The organism is Shewanella sp. NKUCC01_JLK, assembly GCF_019345615.1.
Lineage (GTDB): Bacteria > Pseudomonadota > Gammaproteobacteria > Enterobacterales > Shewanellaceae > Shewanella > Shewanella oncorhynchi.
Genome location: NZ_JAHKRD010000002.1, coordinates 262,799 through 288,375, shown reverse-complemented (window position 1 = coordinate 288,375; position 25,577 = coordinate 262,799). Strand labels below are relative to the sequence as shown.

Below are 25,577 nucleotides of genomic sequence, written 5' to 3'. Positions count from 1 at the left end.
TCGATCGCGATTATCATTTTTTGTAACCATTTTATGTCGTCTTTTTCGCCATTTGTAATAAGCTCAAATAGGAGCTAATGGTGTGGGAGGGCGTATGTCGAAACTATTCCGAGCCGTATACTTGAGTACGATCTTGAGCGTTGTATTCAGTCAATTGTTTGCTTGTAGCTCGACGACCATTGAGCCTAATCCGTCGGATCTTGAGTCGTTACTTGCCGATTCACTGTTTACCCCTGTGGCCGATATTCCTTCTGTTGCTGATATCTTTTATCTGCCACCCGAGGTCGTGACAGACGTAAAACGTCGCTATGGGATATACACTTTGTCACACAATAACAACATGTTAGCTAATGAATGGTTAGCTAGTTATATCAATGCGAGTCAAACCAATAGCGCTAACATTGATTTTCGATATCAAGATAATCTGACCCAAATTGCCCGTGAAACCTATGCCCAAAGGGCGGGTAATTGCATGTCTTTAGTGGTCATGACTTCTGCGTTAGCGGACATATTGAATGTGAGTGCTGAGTATCAAGATATTGCGATAGAACCGGTATGGGATAAGCAAGGTGATTTCTATTTAATCAATGGGCATGTGAATTTACGCTTACTTCCACCTGAAAACGCACATTCAGTTTATGTGTCATCTACCGCAGTTTTAGTGGACTTTATGCCAGAGCGAGCTCTACGGGGATACGGTAAAACCCAAGTGGATCGGCAGACCTTAATCAGCATGTTTTACAACAACATGGCGGCAGAGTCTTTGGTGAACGGTGATTTAGACAGGGCCTATGCCTTGATTAAAGTGGGTTTAAAAGTCGGCCAGTTTGTTCCTTCACTCAACACGCTCGCCATTATTTACCGGCATAAAGGTGATGAAAAGCGGGCCGAACAGGTTTATCGCTATGCACTCAAGTTTGATGCGAAAAATCTGACAACGCTTTATAACTTAGCCTTGATTTTAGGGGAGCAGGGGCGGCTTGATGAATGGGCCGAAATTAATAAAGTGCTTGAATTAGCGCGAATACGTAATCCCTATTATTACTATGACATGGGGCAGCAAGCCTATGATGAGCATCAATACAACGAGGCCTTGGCTTGGTATCAAAGGGCGTTGGCAAAAGCGGATTATCGTCATGAGTTCTTCTTCGGTTTATCTAAAACCTACTGGGCGCTGGGGGACGAAAAGCGTGCCAAACTGAATATGGATAAAGCCTTGGCTTTGAGTCGAGATGAGTCAGAGCGTCAACGCTATCAGAGCAAGTTACAAGTCATGTTACAGCATTAGCATTTGCCCGCTCTTTTCTATAGAGCGCTGGCCATCAATTAAGCTTATTACGGGTAAACATCTTTGCTTGCTTACATAGGGCACCTAAATACACTTGCAGTAAATATGTTTATTCCTTTTTATCCGCCATATTCGATTTTGTTCATCAAGGCTGTGAGTTAGCTGGCATATTTGAATTTTGATTTTTTTTAAATATATTAAAACAATAAGTTATATTTGATTTTTTGAAATGGAGACAACTTGGTTGCATTGGCGCCTGAGACTCGATAAATTGAACTCAGTATTGCAGTTGAGATCCCTTATCGCAGCGATAGAAATAGCCTAAAACACCAGCGTTGGAGCAGTAAAATTATGTATTACCAAAATGATGATGTTCGCATTAAAGAAGTAAAAGAGTTACTTCCACCTATCGCGATTCTTGAACGATTTCCTGCTTCCGAAAAAGCCTCTGCGACTGTGTTTAATGCGCGTAATAGTATCCATAATATTCTGGCTAAGTCTGATGATCGTCTATTAGTGGTGATTGGGCCTTGTTCTATCCACGATCCCAAAGCTGCGTTGGAATATGGACAGCGTTTGGTCTCACTGCGTGAACGTTATAAAGATCAACTCGAAATTGTGATGCGAGTGTATTTTGAAAAACCAAGAACCACAGTGGGTTGGAAAGGGCTGATTAACGATCCTTACATGGATAACAGCTTTAAACTCAATGATGGTTTACGCACCGCCCGTAAATTATTAGTGGATTTGAACGACAGCGGTATGCCAACCGCGGGTGAGTTTCTTGACATGATCACCCCACAATATATGGCTGATTTAATGTGCTGGGGAGCCATTGGTGCCCGTACGACAGAATCTCAAGTACACAGAGAGTTAGCCTCGGGTCTTTCTTGTCCGGTCGGTTTTAAAAATGGTACTGATGGCACGATTAAAGTTGCTATTGATGCGATAGGTGCTGCCAATGCACCACACCATTTTTTATCTGTGACTAAGTTGGGCCATTCGGCGATCGTTTCGACTAAGGGCAATCCTGATTGCCACATTATTTTACGGGGTGGCCGCGAGCCCAATTATAGCGCGCCGCATGTCACTGAGATTAGCCAGCAATTGTTAAAAGCAAAGCTTGCCGACAACATCATGATCGACTTTAGCCATGCTAATAGTAGTAAAGAGTATCAACGTCAGTTAGTGGTTGCTGAAGATGTAGCTGGTCAAGTGGCGGCGGGAAATACTGCTATTTTTGGTGTTATGGTAGAAAGCCATTTAGTGGAAGGTCGTCAAGATCTTATTGAAGGTCAAGAGTTATGCTATGGGCAGAGTATTACCGATGCGTGTATTGGTTGGGATGATACCGAGCGTCTGTTAGCCATTTTGAACCAAAGCATTATCGAACGCCGTCAGGTTTAATTGTCTGCTCGAGCGAACATAAACCGCAACTATACCTGAGTTTGCCGTTAACGATTGCGGGTTAAGTAAAAACAAAGGCGCTATCCCGGCGCCTTTGTTTTATCTATTTATTGCTTATTTCAACAATGTATTCATTTGCTTTGGCTAAGCTACCAAAGGCGGCAATAAGGTTGTTTCTACCTTTATCTTGTATCTCTGGATTGCCTGATTCGATCATCATCCACACCCAAGTTTGGATCAGTGGTAATGGCGGGTATTGAACTTTAGCGGAATCCAACATAAAGCTTCCTTTGATCTTAATTTAATTTGTTTGTCTTAATGTTCTCGCTAGAACTTGGGCGTATGAATCGCAAAATCTAGCGCGTAGAGGTTAACAAATTCTATTGATTTGTATAACCGCCTCCATGGCATTTTGGGCAAAACTGCAAAAATAATCAACAGCAGCAACTCTGTGCCAAGCCTTCTTCCATTGCACTCTTATCCTCTTACATACGGCTCTGAGGTTAAGCAAAACGGTACATGCCTGAACACAAATCAGTATAAATTCATTTATTGTGAATACGCCAGTGTAATGCGTAAGTATGATGTTTTGACTTTAAATACAATCAAAATAGCTGCTGAGTATGTCGTGAATAAGTCTATTTGTCTGTCAGGAAAATCTGATTGATTTTATTCAGACTTTGCTAGTTTCGCTTAGCTTATGTCCGGTGTGAACTGTTACAATTGGCATAACTCATTCAAGGTTATGTCTTATGCGCCCAACGTTATATTTTGAAGGTCCAGTCGATAAATTAAACTGGCACGTCATGAAACTGCTTTGGCCTTACTTATTGGAATACAAAGGCCGTATTGCGCTGGCGATGTCATGTCTCATCATCGCTAAGCTGACCAGCGTTGGTCTGCCTTTTATTCTGAAGCATTTGGTCGACACCTTAGATGCCGATAAAACCGCGCAAGCCCTCAGTGTGCCCGTAGGATTAGTGTTGGCCTATGGTGCGATTCGTTTACTGACGGCGATTACGGGGGAGATCCGCGATACCTTGTTTGGCCGCGTAACAGAGCGGGCGATCCGCCGTTTAGGTTTAGCGGTATTCGACCATTTACACCGACTTGACCTCGATTTTCATCTAGAGCGCAAAACCGGTGGCTTATCCCGCGATATTGAACGCGGCACCAGCGGCGTGAGTTTCCTCATGCGTTTTATGGTGTTCAACATAGTGCCAACCTTGCTCGAAATTGTCATGGTGATTGGCATTTTCTTCTATAACTATGGTATTGCGTTTGCGGCAATCACCTTTATTGCTGTGCTGGCTTATATTATTTTTTCTGTGGTCGCGACCGAATGGCGCACTGAGTATGTACGTGATGCGGCCAAGGCTGACTCGTTATCGAACACCCGTGCCATCGACAGCTTGCTGAACTATGAAACGGTAAAGTATTTTAATAATGAAAAGTATGAGTCGCAGCGCTATGACCAAGCGCTTGAACAGTGGGAAGTCGCTAAACGTAAAAACCGCTTATCTTTGTTTGCGCTCAATGGTGGACAAGCTGTGATTATCGCTTTGGCGATGACGGCTATGATGGCGCTGGCGGCATACAGAGTTACCTATGGCGATATGACCTTAGGTGATTTTGTGTTGATTAATGCGTTTATGATGCAGCTCTTTTTACCCCTTAACTTCTTAGGTTTTGTATATCGCGAAATTCGCGGCGCGTTAGCCAATATTGAGCGCATGTTTAGCCTGCTCGATAAACATCCTATGATAGTCGACTTACCCCAAGCGCTCGATTTTCAACCCACTAAGGGTGAGTTGATATTTGAAAATGTTAATTTTAGCTACGATGAGCGGCAAATTCTGCGGGACGTGAGCTTTAAGGTTGAAGCCGGTAAAAAGGTGGCTGTTGTAGGTGATAGTGGTGCAGGTAAATCGACCCTGATTAAACTGCTATTTCGATTTTACGATGTGGACCAAGGTGCGATTAAAATCGATGGACAAGATATCCGCCATCTCACCCAAGATGCGCTGCGGCGTGCCATTGCTATAGTGCCGCAGGATACTGTGCTGTTTAACGATTCATTAGTCGAAAATATACGTTATGGTCGCCCAAGCGCGACGGATGAAGAGGTGCGTAACGCTATTAAATTAGCGCACTTAGAGCAATTTATTGCATCACTTGCCCTTGGTTGGGACACAAAGGTGGGTGAGCGCGGCTTAAAGCTATCTGGCGGAGAAAAACAGCGGGTCGCGATAGCAAGGGCTATTTTGAAGGGCTCGCCCGTGCTGGTGTTTGATGAGGCGACATCTTCACTCGATAGTCGCTCCGAGCAAGCTATTTTGTCGGCACTGCGGGAAGTCGCTAAGGGGCACACTAGCCTAGTGGTGGCTCATAGGCTATCGACGATAGTTGATGCCGATCAAATAGTCGTATTAAGCCAAGGAGAAATAGTTGAGCAAGGTAATCATCAGACTTTGCTGTTGGCAAATGGTCTCTATGCCAAATTATGGCGGATACAAAATGAGCAACAACATACTCCTCTGAGCAGTTAATAGCGTAATACAGTTCAGTCTTTATTCAGCTTCGGCTCTCTATACTCAATGTCAACACATCAATCGGAAGAGATCTGGCATGGAAAATATTACACTGAGAGCTAATATTGAAGGCAAAGAAGAAAAAGTCGCCACTGATTGGTATGCCATCATGGCGACATTGAAAAAACGTGGTGTTGATTATGATTCATTGCAACGCATTCATGCTGAGTTGAACGCGGGCCTGTTGGTTACAACTCGGCGACTTACCTTGGCTAAAGTCAATCCAGAAATGGTGCTGGCAGGTGTCATCCGCGATATGAACGCGCCGACAAGTGACTTTATGGGTATGCGTTAGGTGTGTTCGCTAGTGCTTTAGTACAGTTTAGGTGAGAACGTCCGAGAATAGAGGTGAGCCTCTATTCTTGATGCTCTAGAGAGACTCCAGAGATAAAATATGGCTGAATTAAGCTACGCCGTTCAACTTCCCCGCTTTCCAACCTTCACATAAAAGATTCAATTTAGGTACTGACTCATCTATCAAAGTGAGTCGAATGATCTGCCCTTCGCGAAAACACACTAGTTCACCTTCGATCTCGGTCAGGCGATTACAGCTCTTACAGCTAGTGCTTACAGTTTTACTGGCGGGCAGTTGGCTTACGAAGCTAGATTTCAAAGTGTTTCCTTAAGTTCAATTGTGGGTAAGACATTTGAATAATGTCTCACGTCACGGATCTTACCTCTTTTGTGATACGCATTCAAATATACCTTATGTAAACCCTATATAGACGAAAGTTGTATTCGCCATTAACCGCGAGGGTTCGCGGCTACTTATCCATATGTGCATAGTATTTATCGAGTGAAATGGATAAACCGCTATCGAGCACAATTCGGACATGTGAAGGTTTGAGTTGTCTTGGTTCTGTGACTCCGCAAGAGTGCGCAATTAAGGCTAAGTCATGGTGTAAATTATGATTATAGTTAGCAACACGAGCCGATTTATCCCTAGGATCGAGTCCTTGTTGTAGTTTGGGATTGTGCGTTGTGATGCCCGTTGGGCAGGTATCTCTATTGCACTGTAAGGCTTGAATACAACCTAGGGCGAACATATTGCCACGGGCCGATGCGATGAAGTCGGCACCTAATGCCAAAGCCCAAGCGACTCTTGATGGCACTATGAGTTTACCCGAAGCGATGACTTTGATACGTTTACGCAAGCCTCGTTGGATCAAGACATTAACTAGGATAGGTAAGCTTTCCTTCAGTGGTAATCCTACATAATCCATTAAAGGTTGTGGTGCTGCGCCTGTGCCGCCATCGGCACTGTCTAAGGTAAAGAAGTCGGGGGCAGAGTCTTCGCCACGACGTTCAATTTCATCACATAAATCTTCGAGCCACTGCACGTCACCGAGTACGGCCTTAATGCCCGTTGGTTTACCTGTAACTTCACGTACTCGTTCAACCATATCCAAAATATCGTTCACGGATTTGAACTCAATATGACCATTAGGGCTAATAGAGTCATAACCCTGAGGAATACCGCGAATATGGGCAATTTCAGCCGTGACTTTGATCCCAGGTAAAATGCCACCTTTACCCGGTTTAGCTCCTTGACTCATTTTAATTTCGAACATTTTGACTTCGGGATGAATGGCTATCGACTTGAGCTTTTCATCGTCTAAATGTCCGTGCTCATTACGTACACCGTATTTGGCCGTTCCAATTTGAAAGACGATATCGCAGCCACCTTTTAGATGATAAGGGCTCAAGCCGCCTTCACCTGTGTTAAGCCAGCAACCCGCCTGCGCTGCACCGTGGGAAAGGGCGGTAATTGCTGGGCGCGATAGAGCCCCAAAGCTCATGGCTGAAATATGACAAATGGCTTGAGTCGTATAGGGTTGGCGGCAATTGGTGCCAATTGTCAGTGGATGAATGGGTGTGATCTCTTCATCTTGGGTTGGGAAGGCGGTATTCATAAACATAATGGTACCGGCGTTATCTAAGGGGCGAGTCGAACCAAAGGCGATAGTTCTATCGACATTTTTAGCCGCGCGGTAAACCCAACTGCGTTCTGCACGGTTGAATGGTAGTTCTTCTCTGTCTTGGGCAAAAAAGTATTGTCTAAAGAACTCGCCTTGTTTCTCGAACAGATACCGAAAGCGACCAATTACAGGATAGTTATGTCTTACCGCTTGTTTGGTCTGCATTTTATCTGCGATATACATGTAAATAACCGCGAGTACTGCGAGTCCTATTACAATTAAAAACAACCCTGAAAATAGATCGAGTCCCCACATAAACCAATTGAGTTCACTCATGTTATTTATCCTTATTCTTGTCCGTAACGGGTGGCGATCAAGCTCGCAGGTTGGTCATCATTAAGAGAGAGTAAAAACAGCTGGCTATAGTCATCTTCACTGATCGCTTGGATCTCTGGTCCGCCAAGGGCTTTAATGATCAGTGGGACAGTGTTTGAATGCCCAACGATGAGTGTATTGCCCTTTACAGCATGCACTTGTTCAACAATGTGTTGGATATGTCCTTCGATAGGTTTGGCTGCTTCTACTATCGTCACAGGTAAATGGCGATCCTCGGCGATGGGCGCGAGTGTTTGTTGGGTTCTTAGGTATTGAGTCGCAATAAGTTGCGAAAGCGGCGTGCGGCTCAAGGCAGTGATCAGTGATGTTGCGCGCATTTCTCCCTTGGGTGATAACTGCGGGTTATTGGCTGGCGTGTCGGCTTTTTCGGCATGTCTGACTAAAATAATTAGTCTGCTCTCCGCATGAGCTTGGCTAATGGGAGTAAAGCCGAGGCAAGTGAATATGACGAGGCTTGTTAGCAGGCTAAAGCGTTTTATATTGATACCCAGATTATGCTTAAAATAGTGCTTAAGGATTAGTGTAAACCCGTGAAAGCGGAAATGACTCAAACTGCGGCCTGCTGCCATGGTGTAACATCCTTTTCTATTGGCTTATGTCTAAGCTCAGCGATAGTAATGATCTGCATTGCGGTGGGTTGGCGCTTTATGCACCTTATTAAAGAATGAACCCACTTAATTTATGTGGGCCTTATCATGGCCTTGTGGTCAGATGGTACTTCAATTCTAAAAATTACTAAAGCTGGTTAAATTTTGGTCGATAATTAAGTCGACCCGAATTGAATGGATAGTCATCATGGAAATCAATAAACCCCCTCAAGTGCAAAGTACCCCTTTGCCACAGAAAAAATATGCTGAAAACGCGGCGTCTAAGGGCACCGAAGTGAGTGATTCGAAGGACGCGAAAGCCACAGAAGTAACCTCGAAGCAAACTGCGCAGCAAACGAGCAAGCAGCTGATGAATCAAGCGATTTTATCGGCACAGCAAGATGTGAATATCAAGTCAGGCGATCAGTCTATGGCCTTGCTTTATCGCGCAGCGATAGAGTCGATTAATAAAGAATTAGCGCCCACTATGGGCGAGAACGCGATTCAGACGGCTTATGATAATGGCGTAGATACTTCTCCAGAAGCGACTGCAGATCGTATCGTGAGTTTTGCGACGCAGTTTTTTAGCATTCACCAACAACAAAATTCGGGTATGAGTCTAAGTGATCAACTCGATAGCTTTATGGGGATTATTGGCGGTGCCATCGACAATGGCTTTAAAGAGGCTAAAGATATTCTGTCCGGCCTTAAAGTATTGCAGGGTGATATTGCCGATGGTGTCGATAAAACCTACAGCTTAGTGCAAGAGGGGCTGCAAGCCTTTAGAGATAGCTTTAACAAGAAGACTGATGAGACAGTATCGAGTCCGAGTTAATACCTCAGTATTTTCAGTTCTATATTCAGCGTTATAGTCATAAGCCCCTTATATAAGGGGTTTTTGTTGTGCAGAAAAAAGTCTATGCTGGAAGCCTATTTAACGTTTCGCTTGAGGGCAAGTTATGTGGATTAGGGGACAAGTGATAGAACGTATTGATTGGAGTGATAAGTTATTCTCATTGCGCATTGCTGCCGAGTTAGCTCCATTTATTCCTGGTCAGTTTATCAAGTTAAGTCAAATGCAAGATGATAAGCGTGTGGCTAGAGCCTACTCCTTAGTAAATTCTCCCGATAAACCCTATGCCGAGGTGCTCGCCGTTGCAGTAGAGGATGGCCTGTTATCGCCTCAATTACACAACCTTGCAATAGGCGATGAAATTGAAATTACCTCAACCGCGACCGGTTTTATGACCTTAGCTGAAATTCCTAAGGGTGAACTCCAAGGGAAGCATTTGTGGTTTTTAGCCACAGGAACAGCAGTAGGGCCATTTTTGTCTATGCTCGACACCGATGAACCTTGGGAGCGTTTTGAAAAAGTCGTGCTTGTGTATGGCGTGCGCGAGGCACAGGATTTGGCATATCTTGATAAGCTGCGTAATTTAGAACGCAAATACCCTGAACAATTTACATTAGTCTTGAGTGTGACCCGTAAACCCTTTGCCGATGCTTTGCAGTGCCGCATTCCCGAGGGAATAGTCTCGGGTGAAATCGAAAAAAAGGCAGGATTAACCTTAAACGCTGCTGACTCTCAAGTTATGATCTGCGGCAATCCGGGTATGATTAACGGTGCGCAAGCCGCTTTACTCGATAAAGGGTTAGTGAAGAATTTACGCCGTGCTCCTGGGCAAATTACCGTTGAAAAATACTGGTAATCTCAATTTTACATAGAAGGCGAGAGTAAACTTGTTGCCGTTCTTGCCCCTAAAAAGCCATAGCGTTTAATGCAAACAAAAGGAAATTTTTGATGAAGTTGTTAAGTTCTCAAGCTTCGCCCTATGCCCGTTGTGTAAGAGCCTTAATCCAGTATCTAGGGATTAACAATATTGAAGAGCAGTTAGTTAATCCCTTTGAAAACAGCGCCGAATTACTCGATGCTAACCCGTTAGGACAGATCCCATGTCTTATTACCAACGATGGTGTAGCACTATTCGATAGTGAAGTGATCATGCGTTACCTAGATGCAGAGCTTGGCGATCGTAAGATGTTTGGGATCTCAAATAATAACTGGGTGCTGGAGTGTCAGTATTCTTTAGTCAAAGGCTTAATCGATAGCGCGGTGAAATTACGCCAAGAGCAAATGCGTGAAGAAGAAGGCGTGAGATCAGTATTTTGGACTGCACGTTTTGAACAAGCACTGCTGCGCGGCCTTATGCAGATTGAGCTTCAAACTGTGATCACCCAAACCACGATTCAAGCACCGCAATTAGCTTTGATTTGCTTACTCGATTATGTGGATTTTAGACATCCAGAGCTAGATTGGCGTAAGGTTGCACCTGCGACAGCACTTTGGTTCAGTGAAATGCGTGATTTACCTGCATTTATTCAAACTCGTCCCCAATAATCCGCAGAGGATGCTCAACCGTCGGTTGCGCGTCTTCCTTTTGGCCTATCACGGCGATTTTGTTCACCAAAAGCGCCGAATAATTCACGAGTAACCCCATATTCTACTCTGCGATCATTGCCTAGTTGGCGCCTGTCTTCATGATGTTGATAGCGGCATTGGCAGTTTGCCATAGTGCATTCTTCCATCGGAATTTCGGGCGCATCTTTTGATAAAAATCGTTTTCCAGAAAGCGCTTCAATCTGCTCACAGCAACTGCCGTTATTCACTATGCTCACACTGTGAAAACTGTGAGTCTTATTAATGCTGGGATCAGCAGCTTGAGAAGAGTGTTTATGTCTTTTGGGACGACTATTGAGTTTGAATAAGCCAAATAGCGCAATTGCGGCTACGCCTAGCAGCAAAACAGTTAACATAACGCCTCCTGAAAGCATTTTTATCAAATTAAGGTTCAGTTTAGTTTGATTTGAGATAATCTCAAATTTTCAGATTAATACCATTAAAAACATAAAGTTAATTAGCTGCTTGCTCTCAAGTTCTGTATCTATTACTCTTGCGAAACTGATAAGCATTATCATTAATGCGTTAGTGTTCAAATTTTACTGAACACGTCATCACTTTGGGGAGAATTCGGTAATGAAATGGGTAACTTGCGCGGCTGTTTTTGGGTTAATGTCGGTTGGGCATTCAGCGAATGCAGATGATAAATTAACCGTTTATTCTTATCGCCAAGCTTTCTTGGTGGAGCCTATCCTGACGCGTTTCACCGAAGAAACTGGCATAGGTGTGAATTTGGTATTTGCTAAAGACGGTATTGCCGAGCGTCTCGTCCGTGAAGGCCGTTTATCCCCAGCAGATCTTGTGCTGACGTCTGATTTTTCACGTTTAGTTGAATTAGTGGATAAAGATCTAACCTCTCCAGTCAAAAATCCCCTGCTAGAGAGCAATATTCCTGCGCAGTATCGCGATCCCGATGGCCAGTGGTATGCCCTGACTATGCGGGTGCGAAATCTCTATACAGCCAAGGCTCGTTTAGGCCTGCAGCAATTGACCTATGAAGAATTAGCCGATCCCAAATATAAAGGAAAGATTTGTACTCGCAGTGGTAAGCATCCATACAACATAGCGTTAGTCGCATCTATGATTGCTCATCACGGTGAAGCTGAGGCAAAAACTTGGTTACAAGGCGTGAAAACTAATTTAGCCCGCAAACCTCAGGGGAACGACAGGGGGCAAATTGCCGCAGTAAAAGAAGGTGTGTGTGAGATCGCCATTGGTAATAGCTACTATTACGGCAATATGTTGCAGGATCCTGAGCAAAAGGCGATTGCCGAAGCTGTGACGCTCAACTTCCCGAACCAAGCTGACCGCGGTGCCCATGTGAATGTGTCTGGTATGGTACTCACTCGCCATGCGCCTAATAAAGCCAATGCGATCAAATTGATGGAGTTCTTATCCGCCGATGTGGCTCAGAAGGCTTATGCCGATGTGAATATGGAATATCCAGTGAAAGCCGATGTGGCACCTTCATCTTTAGTGGCTTCATGGGGTAAGTTTAAGTCAGATCAATTGCCCATTTTTAAGTTGGCAGAATATCACCAAGCGGCGGTTAAGCTATTAGATGAAGTGCAGTTTGATCTCTAGCTCCAGTACTAGCGACAAAATGCAGATTTAGGTTATCAGCGCCAGTGATTGGCGCTGTGACGTTTTAAGGATTGACATGATTTTAGGATTAGCCAGAAGCTGGTCGCTTGCTGGTTATGCCGTGGCCGCCTTGCTGGTATTGCCACTATTTGCGTTGATATTTCAAGCTTTTCAGCCTGACGAAGCCGTGTTTGGGCACTTGATGGCAACGGTTCTGCCGACATATATCATTAATAGTTTATTGCTGATTTTCTGGGTGAGTCTGGGGGCGTTATTACTCGCGTTACCTTGCGCTTGGTTGATGGCTCGTTGTGACTTTGTAGGCAGGCGATATTTGCAATGGGCGCTATTATTGCCCCTCGCTATGCCTGCGTATATTGTTGCCTACGTCTATACCGATTTACTCGATTATGCGGGGCCAGTGCAGCGCGGTCTTCGTTCGATATTTGGCTGGGACTCACCGCAGGATTATTTCTTCCCCGATATTCGTACCTTAGGCGGCGCGGCGTGTATGTTGTCGCTGGTATTGTTTCCCTATATTTATCTCTTGGCGCGTACCGCTTTTATGGAGCAATCCTTAAGTTTGGCGCATGCTTCGCGCATTATGGGCTGTTCACCGTGGCAAAGTTTTTGGCGTTTATCTTTGCCTATGGCAAGGCCTGCGCTCGCCGTTGGGGTGGCTTTAGTGGCGATGGAGACGGCCGCTGATTTTGCAACGGTTAACTATTTTGCCGTGCCCACCTTAACGACAGCCGTGTACGACACTTGGTTGGGTTATGGCAATTTGACCGCCGCCGCTAAGTTATCGGCGATTATCTTGCTGGTGGTATTTAGCCTGATTGGATTTGAGCGTTTTGCCCGTCGTAAACAGCAGTTATTCCAAAAACAATCACGTATACAAGCCACAGACTTGTATCGACTCTCGATGACTCAAACCTTGGTCGCACTCAGCTTTTGCGGCATGCTATTGCTATTAGCCTTTCTGTTACCTTTCGGGATTTTATTATCCTATGCGATTGGTTACTTTGAACAAAGCTGGGATAAGAGTTTTTGGCAATTGAGTCTTAACAGCCTCAGTCTTGCGCTGATCACCAGTTTACTCTGTTGCTTAATCGCCTTACTGCTTATGTTCGTTCGCCGGATAAGCCCAAGACAGAGTGATGCTTTGCCCTCACGGTTAGCTTCGACGGGCTATGCCTTACCAGGCACTGTGCTGGCTATTGGGGTATTAGTGCCTTTAACTATGTTAGATTTTGCGATTAACGATCTGGCGGATCTTGTCGGCATCGCAGGTCCTGGTCTTATCCTAACAGGCAGTGTGATGGCATTGATTTTTGCTTTTTGTGTGCGTTTCGTGGCAATTGCGATTGGCAGTGTTGAAAGCAGTTATAAACGCATCTCGCCATCGCTAGACATGGTGAGCCTGACCATGGGGCAAACTCCTAGGCAACTTTTGCGGCGGGTGCATTTGCCTTTACTTGCCAAGGGATTATTTGCGGGCGCTTTATTGGTGTTTATCGAAAGCATGAAGGAACTGCCCGCTGCGTTATTGCTGCGGCCTATCGGCTTTGAGAATCTTGCAACTTATGTATTCCAGTTTGCGTCCGATGAAAAACTCGAGCACGGCGCATTAGCTGCTATTGTGATTGTACTGGTGGGTTTAGTGCCGCTTATTTATTTAAACCGTTCATTGGAGCACCACAGCTGATGACAAGTACGCTCAAGCTTAAGCAAATTCATAGCGATTATAAGGGCCTGCAAGTACTTAAGGGTTTGAGTTTAACGCTCGCCCAAGGGGAAATCCTGGCGTTGTTAGGCCCAAGCGGTTGTGGCAAGACGACCTTATTGCGTGCAGTTGCTGGATTACAGGCCATAAGCCAAGGTGAAATCCAGATTAATGGTCGTATAGTGAGTGGCGATAGCCAGTTTGTACCTAGCGAGCAGCGCGGCATCGGCATGATTTTTCAAGACTATGCGCTTTTCCCTCATTTGACTGTGGCGGAAAATATCCTTTTTGGGGTGGCTAGATTGTCGGGCGCAGAACGTCAGGCACGTTTGGATGAAATGCTAGCCTTGGTCAAACTTGAAGGGTTGGCACAGCGTTATCCCCATGAATTATCTGGCGGTCAGCAGCAGCGAGTTTCGATTGCGCGGGCACTTGCCTATGAGCCGCAGTTATTGCTGCTCGATGAGCCTTTTTCCAATATTGATGCCCAAGTGCGCTACGAGATGATGGCGGAAATTCGCAGCATCTTAAAACAGCGTAATGTCAGCGCGGTGTTTGTTACTCATAGCAAGGATGAAGCCTTTGTATTTGCAGATACTTTAGCCATCTTTAATCAAGGCATCATAGTGCAGCATGGTAGTGCCGAAGCCTTATATGCCGCCCCAAACAGCCGCTATGTGGCGGACTTTTTAGGTAGCGGTAATTACTTACCTGCAGCAGTGTTTGATGGGCACAGTGTTGTCACTCCCATAGGTCATTTAACCAGCCTCACGCCATTAAATTTGCCGAGCGAGTTCAGCGGAACAGTATTCTTGCGACCACAGCAATTGACGCTCAGCGCAGATGAACAGGGCGTTGGTACTATCACTGAGCGACGTTTCTTAGGCGCCTTTTGTCATTATTGGGTCAAAATTGAGGCCGCTTCCCATGCTTATTATGTGGAGGTGCGTAGCCAAATGATGCAGCTAAGTATCGGTCAAAAGGTTGGGGTAACGACAGAGCCGCATTCGCTTGTGCTGTTTGAATCTTCAGCATATTCAAACTGTGGGGACCCAATCTAAGCGATGAGTATTTATTCAATGCTGATATAGCATAGCCAACTAAAGTACGACATTTTTGCTTACGTTTAACTTGGGTCTATACGGTATTGGTTGGTGATATTTTCGACCATCCTTGCTACTTTTATCCTCCGGTTTTGGAGGAATTATGATAAAAACAATAAATTCAATTTGCACCCTCGTTATTGTAGCAACGGCAATATCGTCTTCAGGAGTGATGGCCATGGATAGGATCACAGGTAAAGCCTTCGCAACGCGATCAGAAGTGTATGCAACCCAAGGGATGGCGGCGACCAGTCAGCCTTTAGCCACGCAAGTCGCTATTGATATACTCAAACAGGGCGGCAGTGCGGTCGATGCAGCGATTGCCGCTAACGCTATGTTAGGATTAGTCGAGCCAACGGGCTCGGGTGTCGGCGGGGACTTATTTGCTATCGTTTGGAGCGCAAAAGATAAACGCCTCTATGGTCTAAATGCATCGGGGCGCAGTCCCAAATCCTTAAGTTTAGAAAAGCTTAAATCCCTCGGATTAGACTATTTACCGCCGCTTGGACCTTTGCCGGTTTCTGTACCGGGCACTGTGGACGGTTGGTATGAGCTGCATAATAAGTTTGGTAAATTAGCTATGGCTGATAACCTCGCGCCTGCCATTCATTACGCCCGTGATGGTTTCCCTGTGTCAGAGTTGATTGCCTATTACCTTGATGGCAGTGGTAAAAAACTGGCTAAATTCCCCGGTTTTAAAGAAACCTATATGCCTAATGGTAAGATGCCTACCGTAGGGGAAATCTTTAAAAATCCCGCGCTTGCTAACACCTATGAGAAAATTGCCAAGGGCGGCCGCGATGCTTTCTATAAAGGTGATATTGCCAAAAGTATTGATAAGTACATGAAATCCCAAGGTGGTTATTTAAGTTATGATGACTTAGCGAGCCATACTAGCGACTGGATAGATCCCGTTTCGGTGAACTACCGTGGTTACGATGTGTGGGAACTGCCACCTAATGGTCAAGGCATTGCGGCGCTACAAATCTTAAAAACCATGGAACCCTTTAATGTGGCTGCCATGGGCTTTAATAGTCCTGAATATGTCCATTTATTTGTCGAAGCAAAGAAACTCGCCTTTGCTGACAGAGCTAAGTTTTATGCCGATATGGCCTTTAATAAAGTGCCCGTTACCGAGCTTATCTCACAGAAATATAACTATGATCGCGCTAAGTTGATTGACCCTACAAAAGCCGCCAAGAGTGTCGATGCGGGTAATCCAGCGTTGCAACATGGCGATACTGTGTACCTGACTACTGCCGACAAAGATGGCAACATGGTGTCACTCATTCAGAGTAATTACCGTGGTATGGGTTCAGGGATGACACCGCCGGATCTCGGCTTTGTGCTGCAAGACCGCGGGCAGATGTTTGATTTAACAGAAGGGCGTTTTAATACCTACGCACCGGGCAAGCGTCCATTCCATACCATTATTCCGGCTTTTGTGACCAAAGACGGTAAACCTTGGCTGAGCTTTGGGGTGATGGGCGGCGCGACTCAGCCACAAATGCACGCGCAGATTGTAATGAATCTGATTGATTTTAAAATGAACTTGCAAGAAGCGGGCGATGCCCCCAGAATTTTGCATATGGGTTCAACCGAGCCCACTGGCGAAGTGATGAAGGATGGCGGCTACGTCAGTCTGGAATCAGGTTTTCCGGTAGAAACCCGTCGTGAGTTGATTAAGAAAGGCCATGTGCTGCGTGATGGACTTGGGGAGTTTGGTGGCTATCAAGCCATTGGATTTAATGCCGAAACCGGCGTATATCGTGCGGCCTCTGAGAGTCGCAAGGATGGTCACGCCGCAGGCTATTAACACTAAGATAAATGCTAAGGTAAGCTCAACACTGAGTGAACCTGACGTCATTGATTCGATTTAACTGATTGGCGAGACTTTAATGGTCTCGTCAATTTTTATGTTTAAGGATCTGGGGTGGGATAATGCTCCGCTATTGGCATTATCATAAACAGATCAGAGCAAACTGTGCGTTAGTTAATGTCATTTTTAGGTAAAGTTGCGGATAATATTGCCGAAAATGAATTTAGAAAAAGGGTGATAACCAAATGGATATTCAAAATATGCCGCGTGAACAGTTGGGTGTGTGTGCAGAGGGGAACTTACACAGTGTCTATTTGATGTTTAATGCCAATGACAATGTCGAGTCGCAATTACGTCCCTGTCTTGCCAACGTTGCGCAGTATATTTATGAGCTGACAGATCAATATTCCGACAGTGCATTCAATGGTTTTGTTGGTATTGGTGCTAATTATTGGGATAGCCTCTATCCTACTGCTCGCCCAGAACTGCTTAAACCTTTCCCTGCGATGCAAGTGGGCAGTCGTGAAGCACCTGCAATTGAATATGATTTATTCGTGCATATTCGCAGTGATCGTTACGATATTCTGCATTTAGTGGCTAATGAAATCAGCCAAATGTTTGAAGATTTAGTGGAGTTAGTTGAAGAAGAGCGTGGCTTTAGATTTATGGATAGCCGTGATTTGACTGGTTTTGTCGATGGCACCGAAAACCCTAAGGGGCGCCACCGCCAAGAAGTGGCACTTGTGGGTGATGAAGATCCTGAGTTTAAGGGTGGCAGCTATATTCATGTGCAAAAATATGCCCATAACTTAAGTAAGTGGCATAGGTTACCAGTTAAAAAACAAGAGGATATAATCGGTCGAACCAAGCAAGATAATATCGAGTATGAATCTGAAGATAAGCCACTGACCAGCCATATCAAGCGCGTTAATCTTAAAGACGCCGATGGTAAATCAATGGAGATCCTGCGTCAGAGTATGCCCTATGGTTCGCTGAAGGAGCAGGGATTAATGTTTATCTCTAACTGCCGCACGCCAGAACATTTTGAAAAGATGCTGCATAGCATGATGTTTGGTGATGGCGAAGGCAATCATGATCACTTGATGCATTTTACTAAGGCGATGACAGGTTCATCTTTCTTTGCCCCCGCACTGGATTTTATGCTGCAGTTCGACGAATAAGCTTTCTATAATCAAGCCGAATTAGCATTAATCGAGACGCACTTAAGCTAACGCCTAAGTGCGTTTTTTTATGCTAATGCGCGGGAACCCATTTTTTGATATCGAGCTGCCATTGCTGGGCGGTGAAATCGATAAAGGCGCGCACTAGATTTTGCTGATAACTGCGGGACAAATATACCGCCCACAGGGTTTGGCCTGGTGTCGTAAATTCGGGTAGGACTTCTTTGAGTTGACCACTGGCAAGGTATTGGTTAGCTAAGTCACAGGGTAAACGCACTATGCCATGTCCACGTAGCGCCGCACTGACCAACACTCCCATATCGTTAGCCCTAAGATTCCCTGTAACTTTGACGTGCTCGGCTTGCAGTTCTTTTAGAAAAGGCCAGTTTTGTTGCGCTGAGTGTATGAGGCAGTTGTGGGCCAGCAGATCTATGGGTTCGAGGAGTGGCGTTGCGCTATCAAGATAGCTCGGCGCCGCGCAAAGTACCGCATCTATGGTCATCAAACGCCGAGCTATGAGATTCTCATCGGGTTGCTCGGTATAGCGTAGCGCCACGTCGACTCTTTCATCTACCAATTGCGCAAAACTGTCCGACATCACCAGTTGAATGTTGACCTTAGGATGAATTTTAATAAAGCGATCGACGACATCAAATAGACTGTGCTGCCCTAGGCCAATAGGCGTAGCGATACGAATACTGCCTACCAGTTCACTGTTATGGCTGTGGGCACGGCTCTCCATGGCAGCAACTTCACTTAAGATCCGCTGGCAAAATTGCAGCGCTTCCTCACCCTGCAAAGTCAAGCTGGCGCTGCGCGTGGTGCGGTGTAATAAGCGTAAACTCAACCACTGCTCCACTTCTTGAATATGACGGGAAACCTGCAGGCGGCTGAGGTCTAAATGTTCGGCAGCTTTGGTAAAGCTGCCACAGTTTGCGACTTCGACGAAACTGCGTATAGCGGCAATTTTATCCACATTAGTATCCTATATTGAAACAATCATGCTCAATTATTGATGTTTATTAGGTGAAAAACTGCAAGTAAACTGGATCCAATGTAAATCATCTGAGTGAGACAATGAAATGAAAATCGCAATTTTAGGTGCAACGGGTTGGATCGGTGGTGCAATTTTAAAAGAAGCACAGAGTCGTGGACATCAAGTGACAGCGTTAGTGCGTGATCCAAGTAAGTTATCCGTGGCTGACGTGGCAGTACGTGCCGTGGATTTAGAGCAGCCATTGGTCGCCGATACCTTTGCTGGCGTAGATGTCGTGATTGCCGCCGTTGGTGGCCGCGCCCAACAAAATCATGGTCTAGTGGCGAGTACGGTTCAGCATTTACTGGATGTGCTGCCTAACGCTAACGTGTCACGTTTATTGTGGGTCGGTGGTGCTGGGAGTTTAGAAGTGGCGCCGGGTGTGACGCTGGTCTCTAGTCCAGATTTCCCAGCAGCATATAAAGATGAGGCGTTAGCTCAGGGTGAAGCTTTGCAGGTATTCCGTGCGGCGCAAACGGCAATCAATTGGACCTTTGTGAGCCCAGCCGCTGAGATTTATCCCGGTGAGAGTGAAGGCCCGTACCGTCTTGGTGGCGACAGCTTCTTTACCGATGCTAATGGTCAAAGCCGTATCTCTGTAACCGATTACGCAAAAGCCATGGTAGATGAAGCCGAAAAGGGCACTCACCCAAATCAGCGTATCAGCGTGGCTTACTGATATCGTTATAGTTGAGTTAGATATTGTGAGTTAGATATTGTGCTGGAATGTGTAACGTAATCGGGACAATGGCCAAATAACCAGCGCTATATTGCACTTCAAAATGTACAGATAAAATAGAACAGGTCAGCTCACTGACCTGTTTTTTTATTCTGCGTAATTGAATAAAGATTTGATGGTTTCTAAGGTATCGGCGATATCTTGGATGCTCGATGGGCAAATAAAGATAGTGTCATCACCGGCAATCGTACCCAAAATGCCTTCTGGTTTACCGATAGAATCCAACAAGCGGGCAATCAGCTGTGCGGCACCTGGGCTAGTTCGCACGACGATCATAGCTTGGTTGTGATCGACGTCGAGTACCAAATTCTTCAGTGGGCTACCCGCGGTGGGTACGCCTAATTCGGCTGGTAAGCAATACACCATCTCTTGCTTAGCGTTGCGAGTCCGCACTGCGCCGAACTTGCTGAGCATGCGTGACACTTTCGATTGGTTAATATTACCAAAGCCTTCAGCTTGCAAGGCGGTGACGATTTCACTCTGAGAGCCAAAGCGCTCTTCTTTTAAAATCGACTTAAAAATTCTAACAAGGTCATCCTGATTCTTGGTCGTTTGCATAATATTATTATTCGTTATTCAAAAAAACAGGCCCATTTTGAATATTTTTAGAAAAATTGTCAACAAATAACCAGATTGGTTGAATAAAAATTCACTAAGCCCCAGTGGTTAAGCGTTTGTAGGGGGCGTAAAAATCCCAATTTGAGTAATTGTTCTACATTGCTTCTACGTTATCCAGGAATTCTTTTGTCCCACGACTAAGGGATAATTGAAATTGTTGTGACATTCCAGTAATGTGACGCCAACGCAAATTAGATCCATGTCACACATATCCGAGAAATAACGGAGATAACTATGAAAGTTGCTGTACTTGGTGCTGCTGGTGGTATCGGCCAGGCTCTTGCCCTACTGTTAAAAACTCAATTGCCTGCGGGTTCACAATTGTCTCTATATGATATCGCACCGGTAACTCCGGGTGTTGCGGTTGACTTGAGCCACATTCCAACTGCTGTTGAAATCAAAGGTTTTGCTGGTGAAGATCCAACGCCTGCCCTAGTGGGTGCTGACGTTGTTCTAATTTCTGCTGGTGTTGCGCGTAAGCCTGGTATGGATCGTTCTGATCTGTTCAATATCAATGCGGGTATCGTTCGCAACCTGATCGAAAAAGTAGCGGCAACTTGCCCTACGGCTTTGGTTGGCATTATCACTAACCCAGTCAACACGACCGTAGCTATCGCTGCAGAAGTGATGAAAAAAGCGGGTGTTTACGATAAGAACCGTCTGTTCGGTATCACGACTCTAGACGTGATCCGCTCTGAAACTTTCATCGCCGAATTAAAAGGCCTGAACGTTGCTGACGTTAAAGTGAATGTGATCGGCGGCCACAGCGGCGTGACTATTCTGCCATTACTGTCTCAAGTTGAAGGCGCGACTTTCACTGACGAAGAAGTGGCAAGTCTGACGACTCGCATCCAAAACGCGGGTACCGAAGTGGTTGAAGCTAAAGCCGGTGGCGGAAGCGCGACTCTGTCTATGGGTCAAGCGGCTTGCCGTTTCGGTTTGTCTCTGGTTCGTGGTCTGCAAGGCGAAGCTAACATCGTTGAATGCGCCTATGTTGACGGCGGCAGCGAGCATGCTGAATTCTTCGCACAACCTGTGCTGTTAGGCAAAAACGGTATTGAAAAAGTACTGCCTTACGGTGAAGTGAGTGCATTCGAAGCTAACGCTCGTGATTCTATGTTAGATACGCTGAAAGGCGATATCAAACTAGGCGTTGATTTCGTTAAATAATCTTTCGGATAATCTTTTTAGATTATGACGAATTAAAAACGGAGCCATTGAGCTCCGTTTTTTTATGCCTGGGTTTTACGCTTTACCAATCGAATTCAGTCGATCAGCGGCGCTTAGTGGGAATTTGGCAATTATCGTCGCAGCGGGCTTTGCCCGTCAGTAAATAAGAGATGCGATATCTGTGTTTTGCGAATCTGAGATAGCACCAATCGGCCACAGTTTTAATCACGGGCAGGCGTAACAGTTGGATCCAAGCACGTGTGCCTGTCAGTGCCCACGCTTTACAGGTGACATCTAACCCGAGTAACACTTCGCCCGTTGCGGTTTCGCCATGGAGAATCGTATTTGCGTAGTCTTTATTGATATGGCTGAAGCGCTCATTAAAGTCCGGCGCATTTAAATCCTCAAGCGCAATCAAGTTCTTCGGATCGCGCGCTTTCAGTTGACGCATTTCGGCGCTACATAATGGACAATTCCCATCGTAAAAAATCCGCAGTTCCATCGGTATTACCTCTGATGACTTGATCACAATACTTGAAGTAAGTACTTAAACTTGGTTTTCTTCTACCCTATACGCAGAAGAAAGGGTTTTAGATCGAAGCGATTGTTGAACGGATCAGCCCCTCATTTGGCTTTTTGTTAGGTTAAATTCAAATGAGTGCAGTAACATCTTGGTTATTCATCAGTTTAACTTGATTGCTGATTTTTAAGTGCACAAGGTAAAGCCTGACAAATAACGACTCAAAAGGATAGGTATGACATCTCCCATCATAATCACAGGCGTAGGTAAACGCATAGGTTACGCCTTAGCCAAACATTTTCTCGCCCAAGGTCAGCGCGTGATTGGTACTTATCGCAGCCATTACGCTAGCATTGATGAGCTTACCACCTTAGGTGCGACCCTGTATCCCTGTGATTTTTATGACGATGCCCAAGTGCGAACCTTAATTGCTGAGTTAGCTAAATTGCCGCAAATTCGCGCCATTATTCACAATGCCTCTGACTGGCTGCCTGATCCTGTGCTTACAAAGAATGAATCTTTAAAGAGTACCACTTTTGCGCCGAGCCAAGTGCTGCAGCGCATGATGCAAGTGCATGTGAGCGTACCCTATCAGTTGAACTTGGCCTTAGAGGCGCAGCTACGTGCGGCTGCTGGCGATGAAATCGGCGGCAGTGATGTGATTCATATTACTGACTATGTGGCAGAGAAGGGCAGTCAGAAGCATATCGCCTATGCCGCCAGTAAAGCCGCGCTGCACAATATGACGCTATCCTTTGCCACCAAATTTGCGCCCGAGGTCAAAGTGAATTCGATTGCGCCTGCGATGATCCTATTTAATGCAGGAGATGATGTTGCCTATCAGCAAAAAACATTAGCCAAAGCGCTGTTGCCGAAAGAGGCGGGGAATGAGGAAATTATCGACTTAGTGGAATATCTGCTGAATAGCCGCTACGTCAGTGGTCGTTGCCATAATGTCGATGGTGGCCGGCATTTAAGGTAGAGAAGGCTCTAGAACGCCACTGCATGGCTCTAGATTCTAGAAGGAGCTAACGACTGCATGATCTATTTTGTTTCATACCAAATATGACATTTTTACCCTCCATAGTGGTCAGATGTAGGAGGTAGAACTCTTTAATAAAAAGAGTGCAGGAGCAGTTATGGAGCGACGCTCTGCTTTTTCTAGCAGCGAAGCGCCCTAGCTTCTAGTTTCTCGATCCTTCTTTTTCAAAACGTCAGTACCCGACTTGGGGTGATGATGAACGGTAAAGGCACATCCCAATGTTCGCAAGGTAAACTCGTCACTTGCTGACAGTCGTGGGCGTAACCCATAGGCAAAGGTTTACCCTTAAGCTGCCAGTTCGCCAGCGTCCTATCGTAATAACCGCCGCCCATGCCCATGCGATTGCCCATTAAATCAAAAGCCACTAATGGTGTGATAACAACATCTAATTCTGTCACTGGGATAATGGCGCGCACATCTAATTTAGGTTCTAAGATGCCGAATTGATTCGCCTGCATGGGGGTGTCTGCGGTGTAATGCAGGAATAACAATTGTCCGGCATTGAAGGGATGCAACCTAGGTAGATAGGTGTTTATGCCCAACTGCCACAGCGCAGCGATCAGCGGCGGCGTGGCGAGTTCGCCATCATGGGTGAGATATAATGCCACATGTTGCGCTTTGTTGGTCTGCAATGCATCGAGCATTCGCTGGCAGGCGTTTAAACTTGCTTGGGTTTGTTCTATTTCGGAGAGAGATTTACGGGCGGTGCGAATGGCTTTGCGTAACAGATTGCGGCTTTCTTTTGTATGGAGTGCGATATTTGCCGCATAGCTTGCGACATCTACGGCATCAGCGACTTCTACGGCAAGCTGCGCCGTGTTGCTTTGGGGATTCAAATGAGAAAGTTTGGAAGATGTAGACATAGAATTAAGATGCTCCCCAGAATGCCGCTACCGGTGTAGCCCTTGAACCGTAGGTTCAAGGCGGGTAAATGATTACCTCCTAAGGCTTCTCGGTACAAGCCGAGCATGCACAATGTCAGTAAAGCATTCACCCTGAGATAAAAATTATCGGCACAGGGACATTACCAGTTGGCATGCATCCCAGGGAGCAAAACGGTATTGAATCGCTAAAGCATTGGTTTATGTTGATAATCCAGTTTAGCCATTCACTGTGCGTCAGTTGGTTTAACTCAATGAGTGTTAAATCACTAAGGTGCACAGTTTAAATCTATTTAGTTGAACGCTCAACTAAGGCACATTCGAGGGTCGACTGCAGCAAGCTGATCCTGTCGTCCATCTGTTGCATGTAGTGCTTATTTTTTTGCTTTTCTTGGAACAACTCGTGTCCAATATTCAGCGCCGCCATGATCGCAATTTCTTCACGGCTTAGGCTATTGGTTCGGGTTTTTAACGCACTGAGTTGTTGTTCAACTCCCAACGCTACCGTACGTAAGGCATCCTCTTGACCTTTCGGGCAAGCGATAGAGTAGGTGCGCCCAAGTAGGGTAATTTCAACAGCACTGTTACTCATGTCGCGGGTGATCCTTTCGTTAGCCTCTTAGGGCGGACTATATAGGGCTGATCTTAAAAGTGCAAGGTAAGCCGCAAATGGATTGGTCTTTGACGGTTTTGTTTGCTGTTTGTGTGAGCAGTTGGATAGTTTTTTATCAGGGCGTGGCCGATTTCGCCATTATTGGGATTCAGTATTGGTTCAAGTCTTTATCTCTGCTAGCATTGCTGCTGGAAAAATCTTATTGGGATCTGATATGGCAACCCCTCCTTCGTTACGTATCGACAGCTTAAAACTCGCCTTAGATGCGGCTGAAATCGGCCAGCATCCGGTAGAAGTTCACGGTGCTTTAGTCGGCTTAATTTGCGGTGGTGTAGAGCAAACTGGCGACACTTGGATCAAGCCTTTATTCGACCTGATGAACGATGGTCAACCTTTGCCGGCGCAGTTGCACCAATTAGTGTGTGATTTGTTTAACGATTCAGTGACGCGTTTAGTGGATTTTGAATTTGGTTTCATGCCGCTGTTGCCCGAAGAAGAAGAGCCGCTCAGCCAACGTGTTGAAGCCTTGTCCCTGTGGACCCAGAGTTTTTTGACTGGCATGGCGATTATTCAGCCTAAATTGAATCAAGCCTCGGCAGAAGTACGTGAAGTGATCAAAGACTTGGCGGAAATTGCCCAAGTGGAATTTGATGTTGCCGACGATGAAGAATCCGAAGCCGCTTACACTGAATTACTCGAGTTTGTTCGTATTGCAGCCATCATGTGTTACTCGGAGTTTGGTCCTGAGCTTCCCCATGGTGAGGCTGACGATACTGCGGTTGTGCATTAATTTACCGCAGTTGTTTAATGTTCAATAAGTTAACACAGTAGTGGCTTCATTAGATGTCAAAGGTGGGCAAACCTGCCTTTGAGTCCATAGCACTGGTGTTTTTGAGTGC

26 protein-coding genes and 1 other RNA gene are annotated in these 25,577 nt (G+C 45.6%); 16 read left to right on the top strand and 11 right to left on the bottom strand.

Annotation, left to right across the window (positions count from 1 at the left end; all coding sequences use genetic code 11):
* Positions 1-94 precede the first annotated feature (94 nt).
* Positions 95-1,288, top strand: a complete 1,194-nt coding sequence (locus KO537_RS03555) for a hypothetical protein (RefSeq protein ID WP_219233873.1) — start codon at positions 95-97, stop codon at positions 1,286-1,288.
* A 351-nt stretch (positions 1,289-1,639) separates the two neighbouring features.
* Entirely contained in the window at positions 1,640-2,695 is a 1,056-nt protein-coding gene (gene aroG / locus KO537_RS03550) for a 3-deoxy-7-phosphoheptulonate synthase AroG (protein WP_131525191.1), read from the top strand.
* 103 nt (positions 2,696-2,798) lie between these two features.
* Here aroG and KO537_RS03545 read toward each other — a convergent pair whose 3' ends face one another.
* A complete protein-coding gene (locus KO537_RS03545; protein WP_105250227.1) occupies positions 2,799-2,975 on the bottom strand; it encodes a hypothetical protein in 177 nt (58 codons plus the stop codon).
* A gap of 472 nt (positions 2,976-3,447) precedes the next feature.
* On the opposite strand from KO537_RS03545, the gene KO537_RS03540 reads away from it, so the two are divergent.
* Both KO537_RS03540 and KO537_RS03535 read left to right on the top strand, forming a co-directional pair.
* On the top strand, positions 3,448-5,244 hold the full coding sequence (locus tag KO537_RS03540; protein WP_219233872.1) for an ABC transporter ATP-binding protein/permease: 1,797 nt from the start codon (positions 3,448-3,450) through the stop codon (positions 5,242-5,244).
* A gap of 79 nt (positions 5,245-5,323) precedes the next feature.
* On the top strand, positions 5,324-5,581 hold the full coding sequence (locus tag KO537_RS03535) for a hypothetical protein (protein ID WP_105250225.1): 258 nt from the start codon (positions 5,324-5,326) through the stop codon (positions 5,579-5,581).
* A 108-nt stretch (positions 5,582-5,689) separates the two neighbouring features.
* Here the strand turns inward: KO537_RS03535 and KO537_RS03530 are convergent, their stop codons facing one another.
* The 3 genes from KO537_RS03530 to KO537_RS03520 form a co-directional block, all read right to left on the bottom strand.
* Positions 5,690-5,899: a hypothetical protein gene (locus KO537_RS03530; RefSeq protein ID WP_105250224.1), complete on the bottom strand. Its 210-nt coding sequence runs from the start codon at positions 5,897-5,899 to the stop codon at positions 5,690-5,692.
* A 151-nt stretch (positions 5,900-6,050) separates the two neighbouring features.
* Positions 6,051-7,541 carry an FMN-binding glutamate synthase family protein gene (locus KO537_RS03525; protein WP_105250223.1) on the bottom strand — a complete coding sequence of 497 codons (1,491 nt, stop codon included), beginning with the start codon at positions 7,539-7,541 and terminating at the stop codon, positions 6,051-6,053.
* 11 nt (positions 7,542-7,552) lie between these two features.
* A complete protein-coding gene (locus tag KO537_RS03520; protein WP_219233871.1) occupies positions 7,553-8,170 on the bottom strand; it encodes a histidine phosphatase family protein in 618 nt (205 codons plus the stop codon).
* A 226-nt stretch (positions 8,171-8,396) separates the two neighbouring features.
* Here KO537_RS03520 and KO537_RS03515 point away from each other — a divergent pair, with 226 nt between their 5' ends.
* The 3 genes from KO537_RS03515 to KO537_RS03505 all read left to right on the top strand — a co-directional run bounded on the left by KO537_RS03515 (position 8,397) and on the right by KO537_RS03505 (position 10,586).
* A complete protein-coding gene (locus KO537_RS03515; RefSeq protein ID WP_105250221.1) occupies positions 8,397-9,023 on the top strand; it encodes a DUF5610 domain-containing protein in 627 nt (208 codons plus the stop codon).
* 124 nt (positions 9,024-9,147) lie between these two features.
* Positions 9,148-9,897 carry a ferredoxin--NADP reductase gene (locus KO537_RS03510; protein ID WP_105250220.1) on the top strand — a complete coding sequence of 250 codons (750 nt, stop codon included), beginning with the start codon at positions 9,148-9,150 and terminating at the stop codon, positions 9,895-9,897.
* Between the two features lie 92 nt (positions 9,898-9,989).
* On the top strand, positions 9,990-10,586 hold the full coding sequence (locus KO537_RS03505; protein WP_131525196.1) for a glutathione S-transferase N-terminal domain-containing protein: 597 nt from the start codon (positions 9,990-9,992) through the stop codon (positions 10,584-10,586).
* A gap of 14 nt (positions 10,587-10,600) precedes the next feature.
* Here the strand turns inward: KO537_RS03505 and KO537_RS03500 are convergent, their stop codons facing one another.
* Positions 10,601-11,002 carry a hypothetical protein gene (locus tag KO537_RS03500; protein ID WP_105250218.1) on the bottom strand — a complete coding sequence of 134 codons (402 nt, stop codon included), beginning with the start codon at positions 11,000-11,002 and terminating at the stop codon, positions 10,601-10,603.
* Positions 11,003-11,222: 220 nt separating this feature from the next.
* Here KO537_RS03500 and KO537_RS03495 point away from each other — a divergent pair, with 220 nt between their 5' ends.
* The 5 genes from KO537_RS03495 (at position 11,223) to KO537_RS03475 (ending at position 18,059) form a co-directional block, all read left to right on the top strand.
* Positions 11,223-12,230 carry a Fe(3+) ABC transporter substrate-binding protein gene (locus KO537_RS03495; RefSeq protein WP_105250217.1) on the top strand — a complete coding sequence of 336 codons (1,008 nt, stop codon included), beginning with the start codon at positions 11,223-11,225 and terminating at the stop codon, positions 12,228-12,230.
* Positions 12,231-12,306: 76 nt separating this feature from the next.
* Entirely contained in the window at positions 12,307-13,938 is a 1,632-nt protein-coding gene (locus tag KO537_RS03490; RefSeq protein WP_219233870.1) for an iron ABC transporter permease, read from the top strand.
* The gene (locus KO537_RS03485) at positions 13,938-15,017 is read left to right on the top strand and encodes an ABC transporter ATP-binding protein (protein ID WP_219233869.1); all 1,080 of its coding nucleotides are present in this window, start codon (positions 13,938-13,940) and stop codon (positions 15,015-15,017) included. The genes KO537_RS03490 and KO537_RS03485 overlap by 1 nt, the downstream gene beginning before the upstream one ends.
* Positions 15,018-15,162: 145 nt before the next feature.
* Positions 15,163-16,875 (top strand): gamma-glutamyltransferase, encoded by a 1,713-nt coding sequence (gene ggt / locus KO537_RS03480; RefSeq protein WP_173496717.1) that lies wholly within the window; start codon positions 15,163-15,165, stop codon positions 16,873-16,875.
* Between the two features lie 248 nt (positions 16,876-17,123).
* The gene (locus KO537_RS03475) at positions 17,124-18,059 is read left to right on the top strand and encodes a Dyp-type peroxidase (protein ID WP_113939098.1); all 936 of its coding nucleotides are present in this window, start codon (positions 17,124-17,126) and stop codon (positions 18,057-18,059) included.
* A 73-nt stretch (positions 18,060-18,132) separates the two neighbouring features.
* On the opposite strand, the gene KO537_RS03470 is transcribed toward KO537_RS03475, so the two are convergent.
* Positions 18,133-19,035: a LysR family transcriptional regulator gene (locus KO537_RS03470; protein ID WP_219233868.1), complete on the bottom strand. Its 903-nt coding sequence runs from the start codon at positions 19,033-19,035 to the stop codon at positions 18,133-18,135.
* Between the two features lie 106 nt (positions 19,036-19,141).
* On the opposite strand from KO537_RS03470, the gene KO537_RS03465 reads away from it, so the two are divergent.
* Entirely contained in the window at positions 19,142-19,774 is a 633-nt protein-coding gene (locus KO537_RS03465) for an NAD(P)-dependent oxidoreductase (protein ID WP_219233867.1), read from the top strand.
* 147 nt (positions 19,775-19,921) lie between these two features.
* On the opposite strand, the gene argR is transcribed toward KO537_RS03465, so the two are convergent.
* Positions 19,922-20,392 carry a transcriptional regulator ArgR gene (gene argR, locus KO537_RS03460; RefSeq protein ID WP_006080175.1) on the bottom strand — a complete coding sequence of 157 codons (471 nt, stop codon included), beginning with the start codon at positions 20,390-20,392 and terminating at the stop codon, positions 19,922-19,924.
* Positions 20,393-20,686: 294 nt separating this feature from the next.
* Here argR and mdh point away from each other — a divergent pair, with 294 nt between their 5' ends.
* A complete protein-coding gene (gene mdh, locus KO537_RS03455) occupies positions 20,687-21,622 on the top strand; it encodes a malate dehydrogenase (protein WP_105250210.1) in 936 nt (311 codons plus the stop codon).
* 103 nt (positions 21,623-21,725) lie between these two features.
* Here mdh and KO537_RS03450 read toward each other — a convergent pair whose 3' ends face one another.
* Positions 21,726-22,124: a DUF393 domain-containing protein gene (locus KO537_RS03450; protein WP_219233866.1), complete on the bottom strand. Its 399-nt coding sequence runs from the start codon at positions 22,122-22,124 to the stop codon at positions 21,726-21,728.
* Between the two features lie 253 nt (positions 22,125-22,377).
* Here KO537_RS03450 and folM point away from each other — a divergent pair, with 253 nt between their 5' ends.
* Positions 22,378-23,124, top strand: coding sequence for a dihydromonapterin reductase (gene folM / locus KO537_RS03445; RefSeq protein ID WP_219233865.1), 747 nt, complete (start codon positions 22,378-22,380; stop codon positions 23,122-23,124).
* 224 nt (positions 23,125-23,348) lie between these two features.
* Here the strand turns inward: folM and KO537_RS03440 are convergent, their stop codons facing one another.
* From KO537_RS03440 to KO537_RS03430, 3 genes are all read right to left on the bottom strand, one after another.
* Positions 23,349-24,047 carry a 5-formyltetrahydrofolate cyclo-ligase gene (locus KO537_RS03440; protein WP_219233864.1) on the bottom strand — a complete coding sequence of 233 codons (699 nt, stop codon included), beginning with the start codon at positions 24,045-24,047 and terminating at the stop codon, positions 23,349-23,351.
* A gap of 9 nt (positions 24,048-24,056) precedes the next feature.
* Positions 24,057-24,237, bottom strand: a non-coding RNA gene (gene ssrS, locus KO537_RS03435) — 6S RNA.
* 117 nt (positions 24,238-24,354) lie between these two features.
* Entirely contained in the window at positions 24,355-24,657 is a 303-nt protein-coding gene (locus KO537_RS03430; protein ID WP_219233863.1) for a cell division protein ZapA, read from the bottom strand.
* Positions 24,658-24,892: 235 nt separating this feature from the next.
* On the opposite strand from KO537_RS03430, the gene KO537_RS03425 reads away from it, so the two are divergent.
* Positions 24,893-25,468 (top strand): UPF0149 family protein, encoded by a 576-nt coding sequence (locus KO537_RS03425; protein ID WP_105252998.1) that lies wholly within the window; start codon positions 24,893-24,895, stop codon positions 25,466-25,468.
* Positions 25,469-25,577: the final 109 nt, after the last annotated feature.

Coding starts and splice junctions, on each gene's coding strand:
- KO537_RS03555 (WP_219233873.1), top strand. CDS start 95: ATGTCGAAACTATTCCGAGCCGTATACTTGAGTACGATCTTGAGCGTT.
- aroG (WP_131525191.1), top strand. CDS start 1,640: ATGTATTACCAAAATGATGATGTTCGCATTAAAGAAGTAAAAGAGTTA.
- KO537_RS03545 (WP_105250227.1), bottom strand. CDS start 2,975: ATGTTGGATTCCGCTAAAGTTCAATACCCGCCATTACCACTGATCCAA.
- KO537_RS03540 (WP_219233872.1), top strand. CDS start 3,448: ATGCGCCCAACGTTATATTTTGAAGGTCCAGTCGATAAATTAAACTGG.
- KO537_RS03535 (WP_105250225.1), top strand. CDS start 5,324: ATGGAAAATATTACACTGAGAGCTAATATTGAAGGCAAAGAAGAAAAA.
- KO537_RS03525 (WP_105250223.1), bottom strand. CDS start 7,541: ATGAGTGAACTCAATTGGTTTATGTGGGGACTCGATCTATTTTCAGGG.
- KO537_RS03520 (WP_219233871.1), bottom strand. CDS start 8,170: ATGGCAGCAGGCCGCAGTTTGAGTCATTTCCGCTTTCACGGGTTTACA.
- KO537_RS03515 (WP_105250221.1), top strand. CDS start 8,397: ATGGAAATCAATAAACCCCCTCAAGTGCAAAGTACCCCTTTGCCACAG.
- KO537_RS03510 (WP_105250220.1), top strand. CDS start 9,148: ATGTGGATTAGGGGACAAGTGATAGAACGTATTGATTGGAGTGATAAG.
- KO537_RS03505 (WP_131525196.1), top strand. CDS start 9,990: ATGAAGTTGTTAAGTTCTCAAGCTTCGCCCTATGCCCGTTGTGTAAGA.
- KO537_RS03500 (WP_105250218.1), bottom strand. CDS start 11,002: ATGTTAACTGTTTTGCTGCTAGGCGTAGCCGCAATTGCGCTATTTGGC.
- KO537_RS03495 (WP_105250217.1), top strand. CDS start 11,223: ATGAAATGGGTAACTTGCGCGGCTGTTTTTGGGTTAATGTCGGTTGGG.
- KO537_RS03490 (WP_219233870.1), top strand. CDS start 12,307: ATGATTTTAGGATTAGCCAGAAGCTGGTCGCTTGCTGGTTATGCCGTG.
- KO537_RS03485 (WP_219233869.1), top strand. CDS start 13,938: ATGACAAGTACGCTCAAGCTTAAGCAAATTCATAGCGATTATAAGGGC.
- ggt (WP_173496717.1), top strand. CDS start 15,163: ATGATAAAAACAATAAATTCAATTTGCACCCTCGTTATTGTAGCAACG.
- KO537_RS03475 (WP_113939098.1), top strand. CDS start 17,124: ATGGATATTCAAAATATGCCGCGTGAACAGTTGGGTGTGTGTGCAGAG.
- KO537_RS03465 (WP_219233867.1), top strand. CDS start 19,142: ATGAAAATCGCAATTTTAGGTGCAACGGGTTGGATCGGTGGTGCAATT.
- argR (WP_006080175.1), bottom strand. CDS start 20,392: ATGCAAACGACCAAGAATCAGGATGACCTTGTTAGAATTTTTAAGTCG.
- mdh (WP_105250210.1), top strand. CDS start 20,687: ATGAAAGTTGCTGTACTTGGTGCTGCTGGTGGTATCGGCCAGGCTCTT.
- KO537_RS03450 (WP_219233866.1), bottom strand. CDS start 22,124: ATGGAACTGCGGATTTTTTACGATGGGAATTGTCCATTATGTAGCGCC.
- folM (WP_219233865.1), top strand. CDS start 22,378: ATGACATCTCCCATCATAATCACAGGCGTAGGTAAACGCATAGGTTAC.
- KO537_RS03440 (WP_219233864.1), bottom strand. CDS start 24,047: ATGTCTACATCTTCCAAACTTTCTCATTTGAATCCCCAAAGCAACACG.
- KO537_RS03430 (WP_219233863.1), bottom strand. CDS start 24,657: ATGAGTAACAGTGCTGTTGAAATTACCCTACTTGGGCGCACCTACTCT.
- KO537_RS03425 (WP_105252998.1), top strand. CDS start 24,893: ATGGCAACCCCTCCTTCGTTACGTATCGACAGCTTAAAACTCGCCTTA.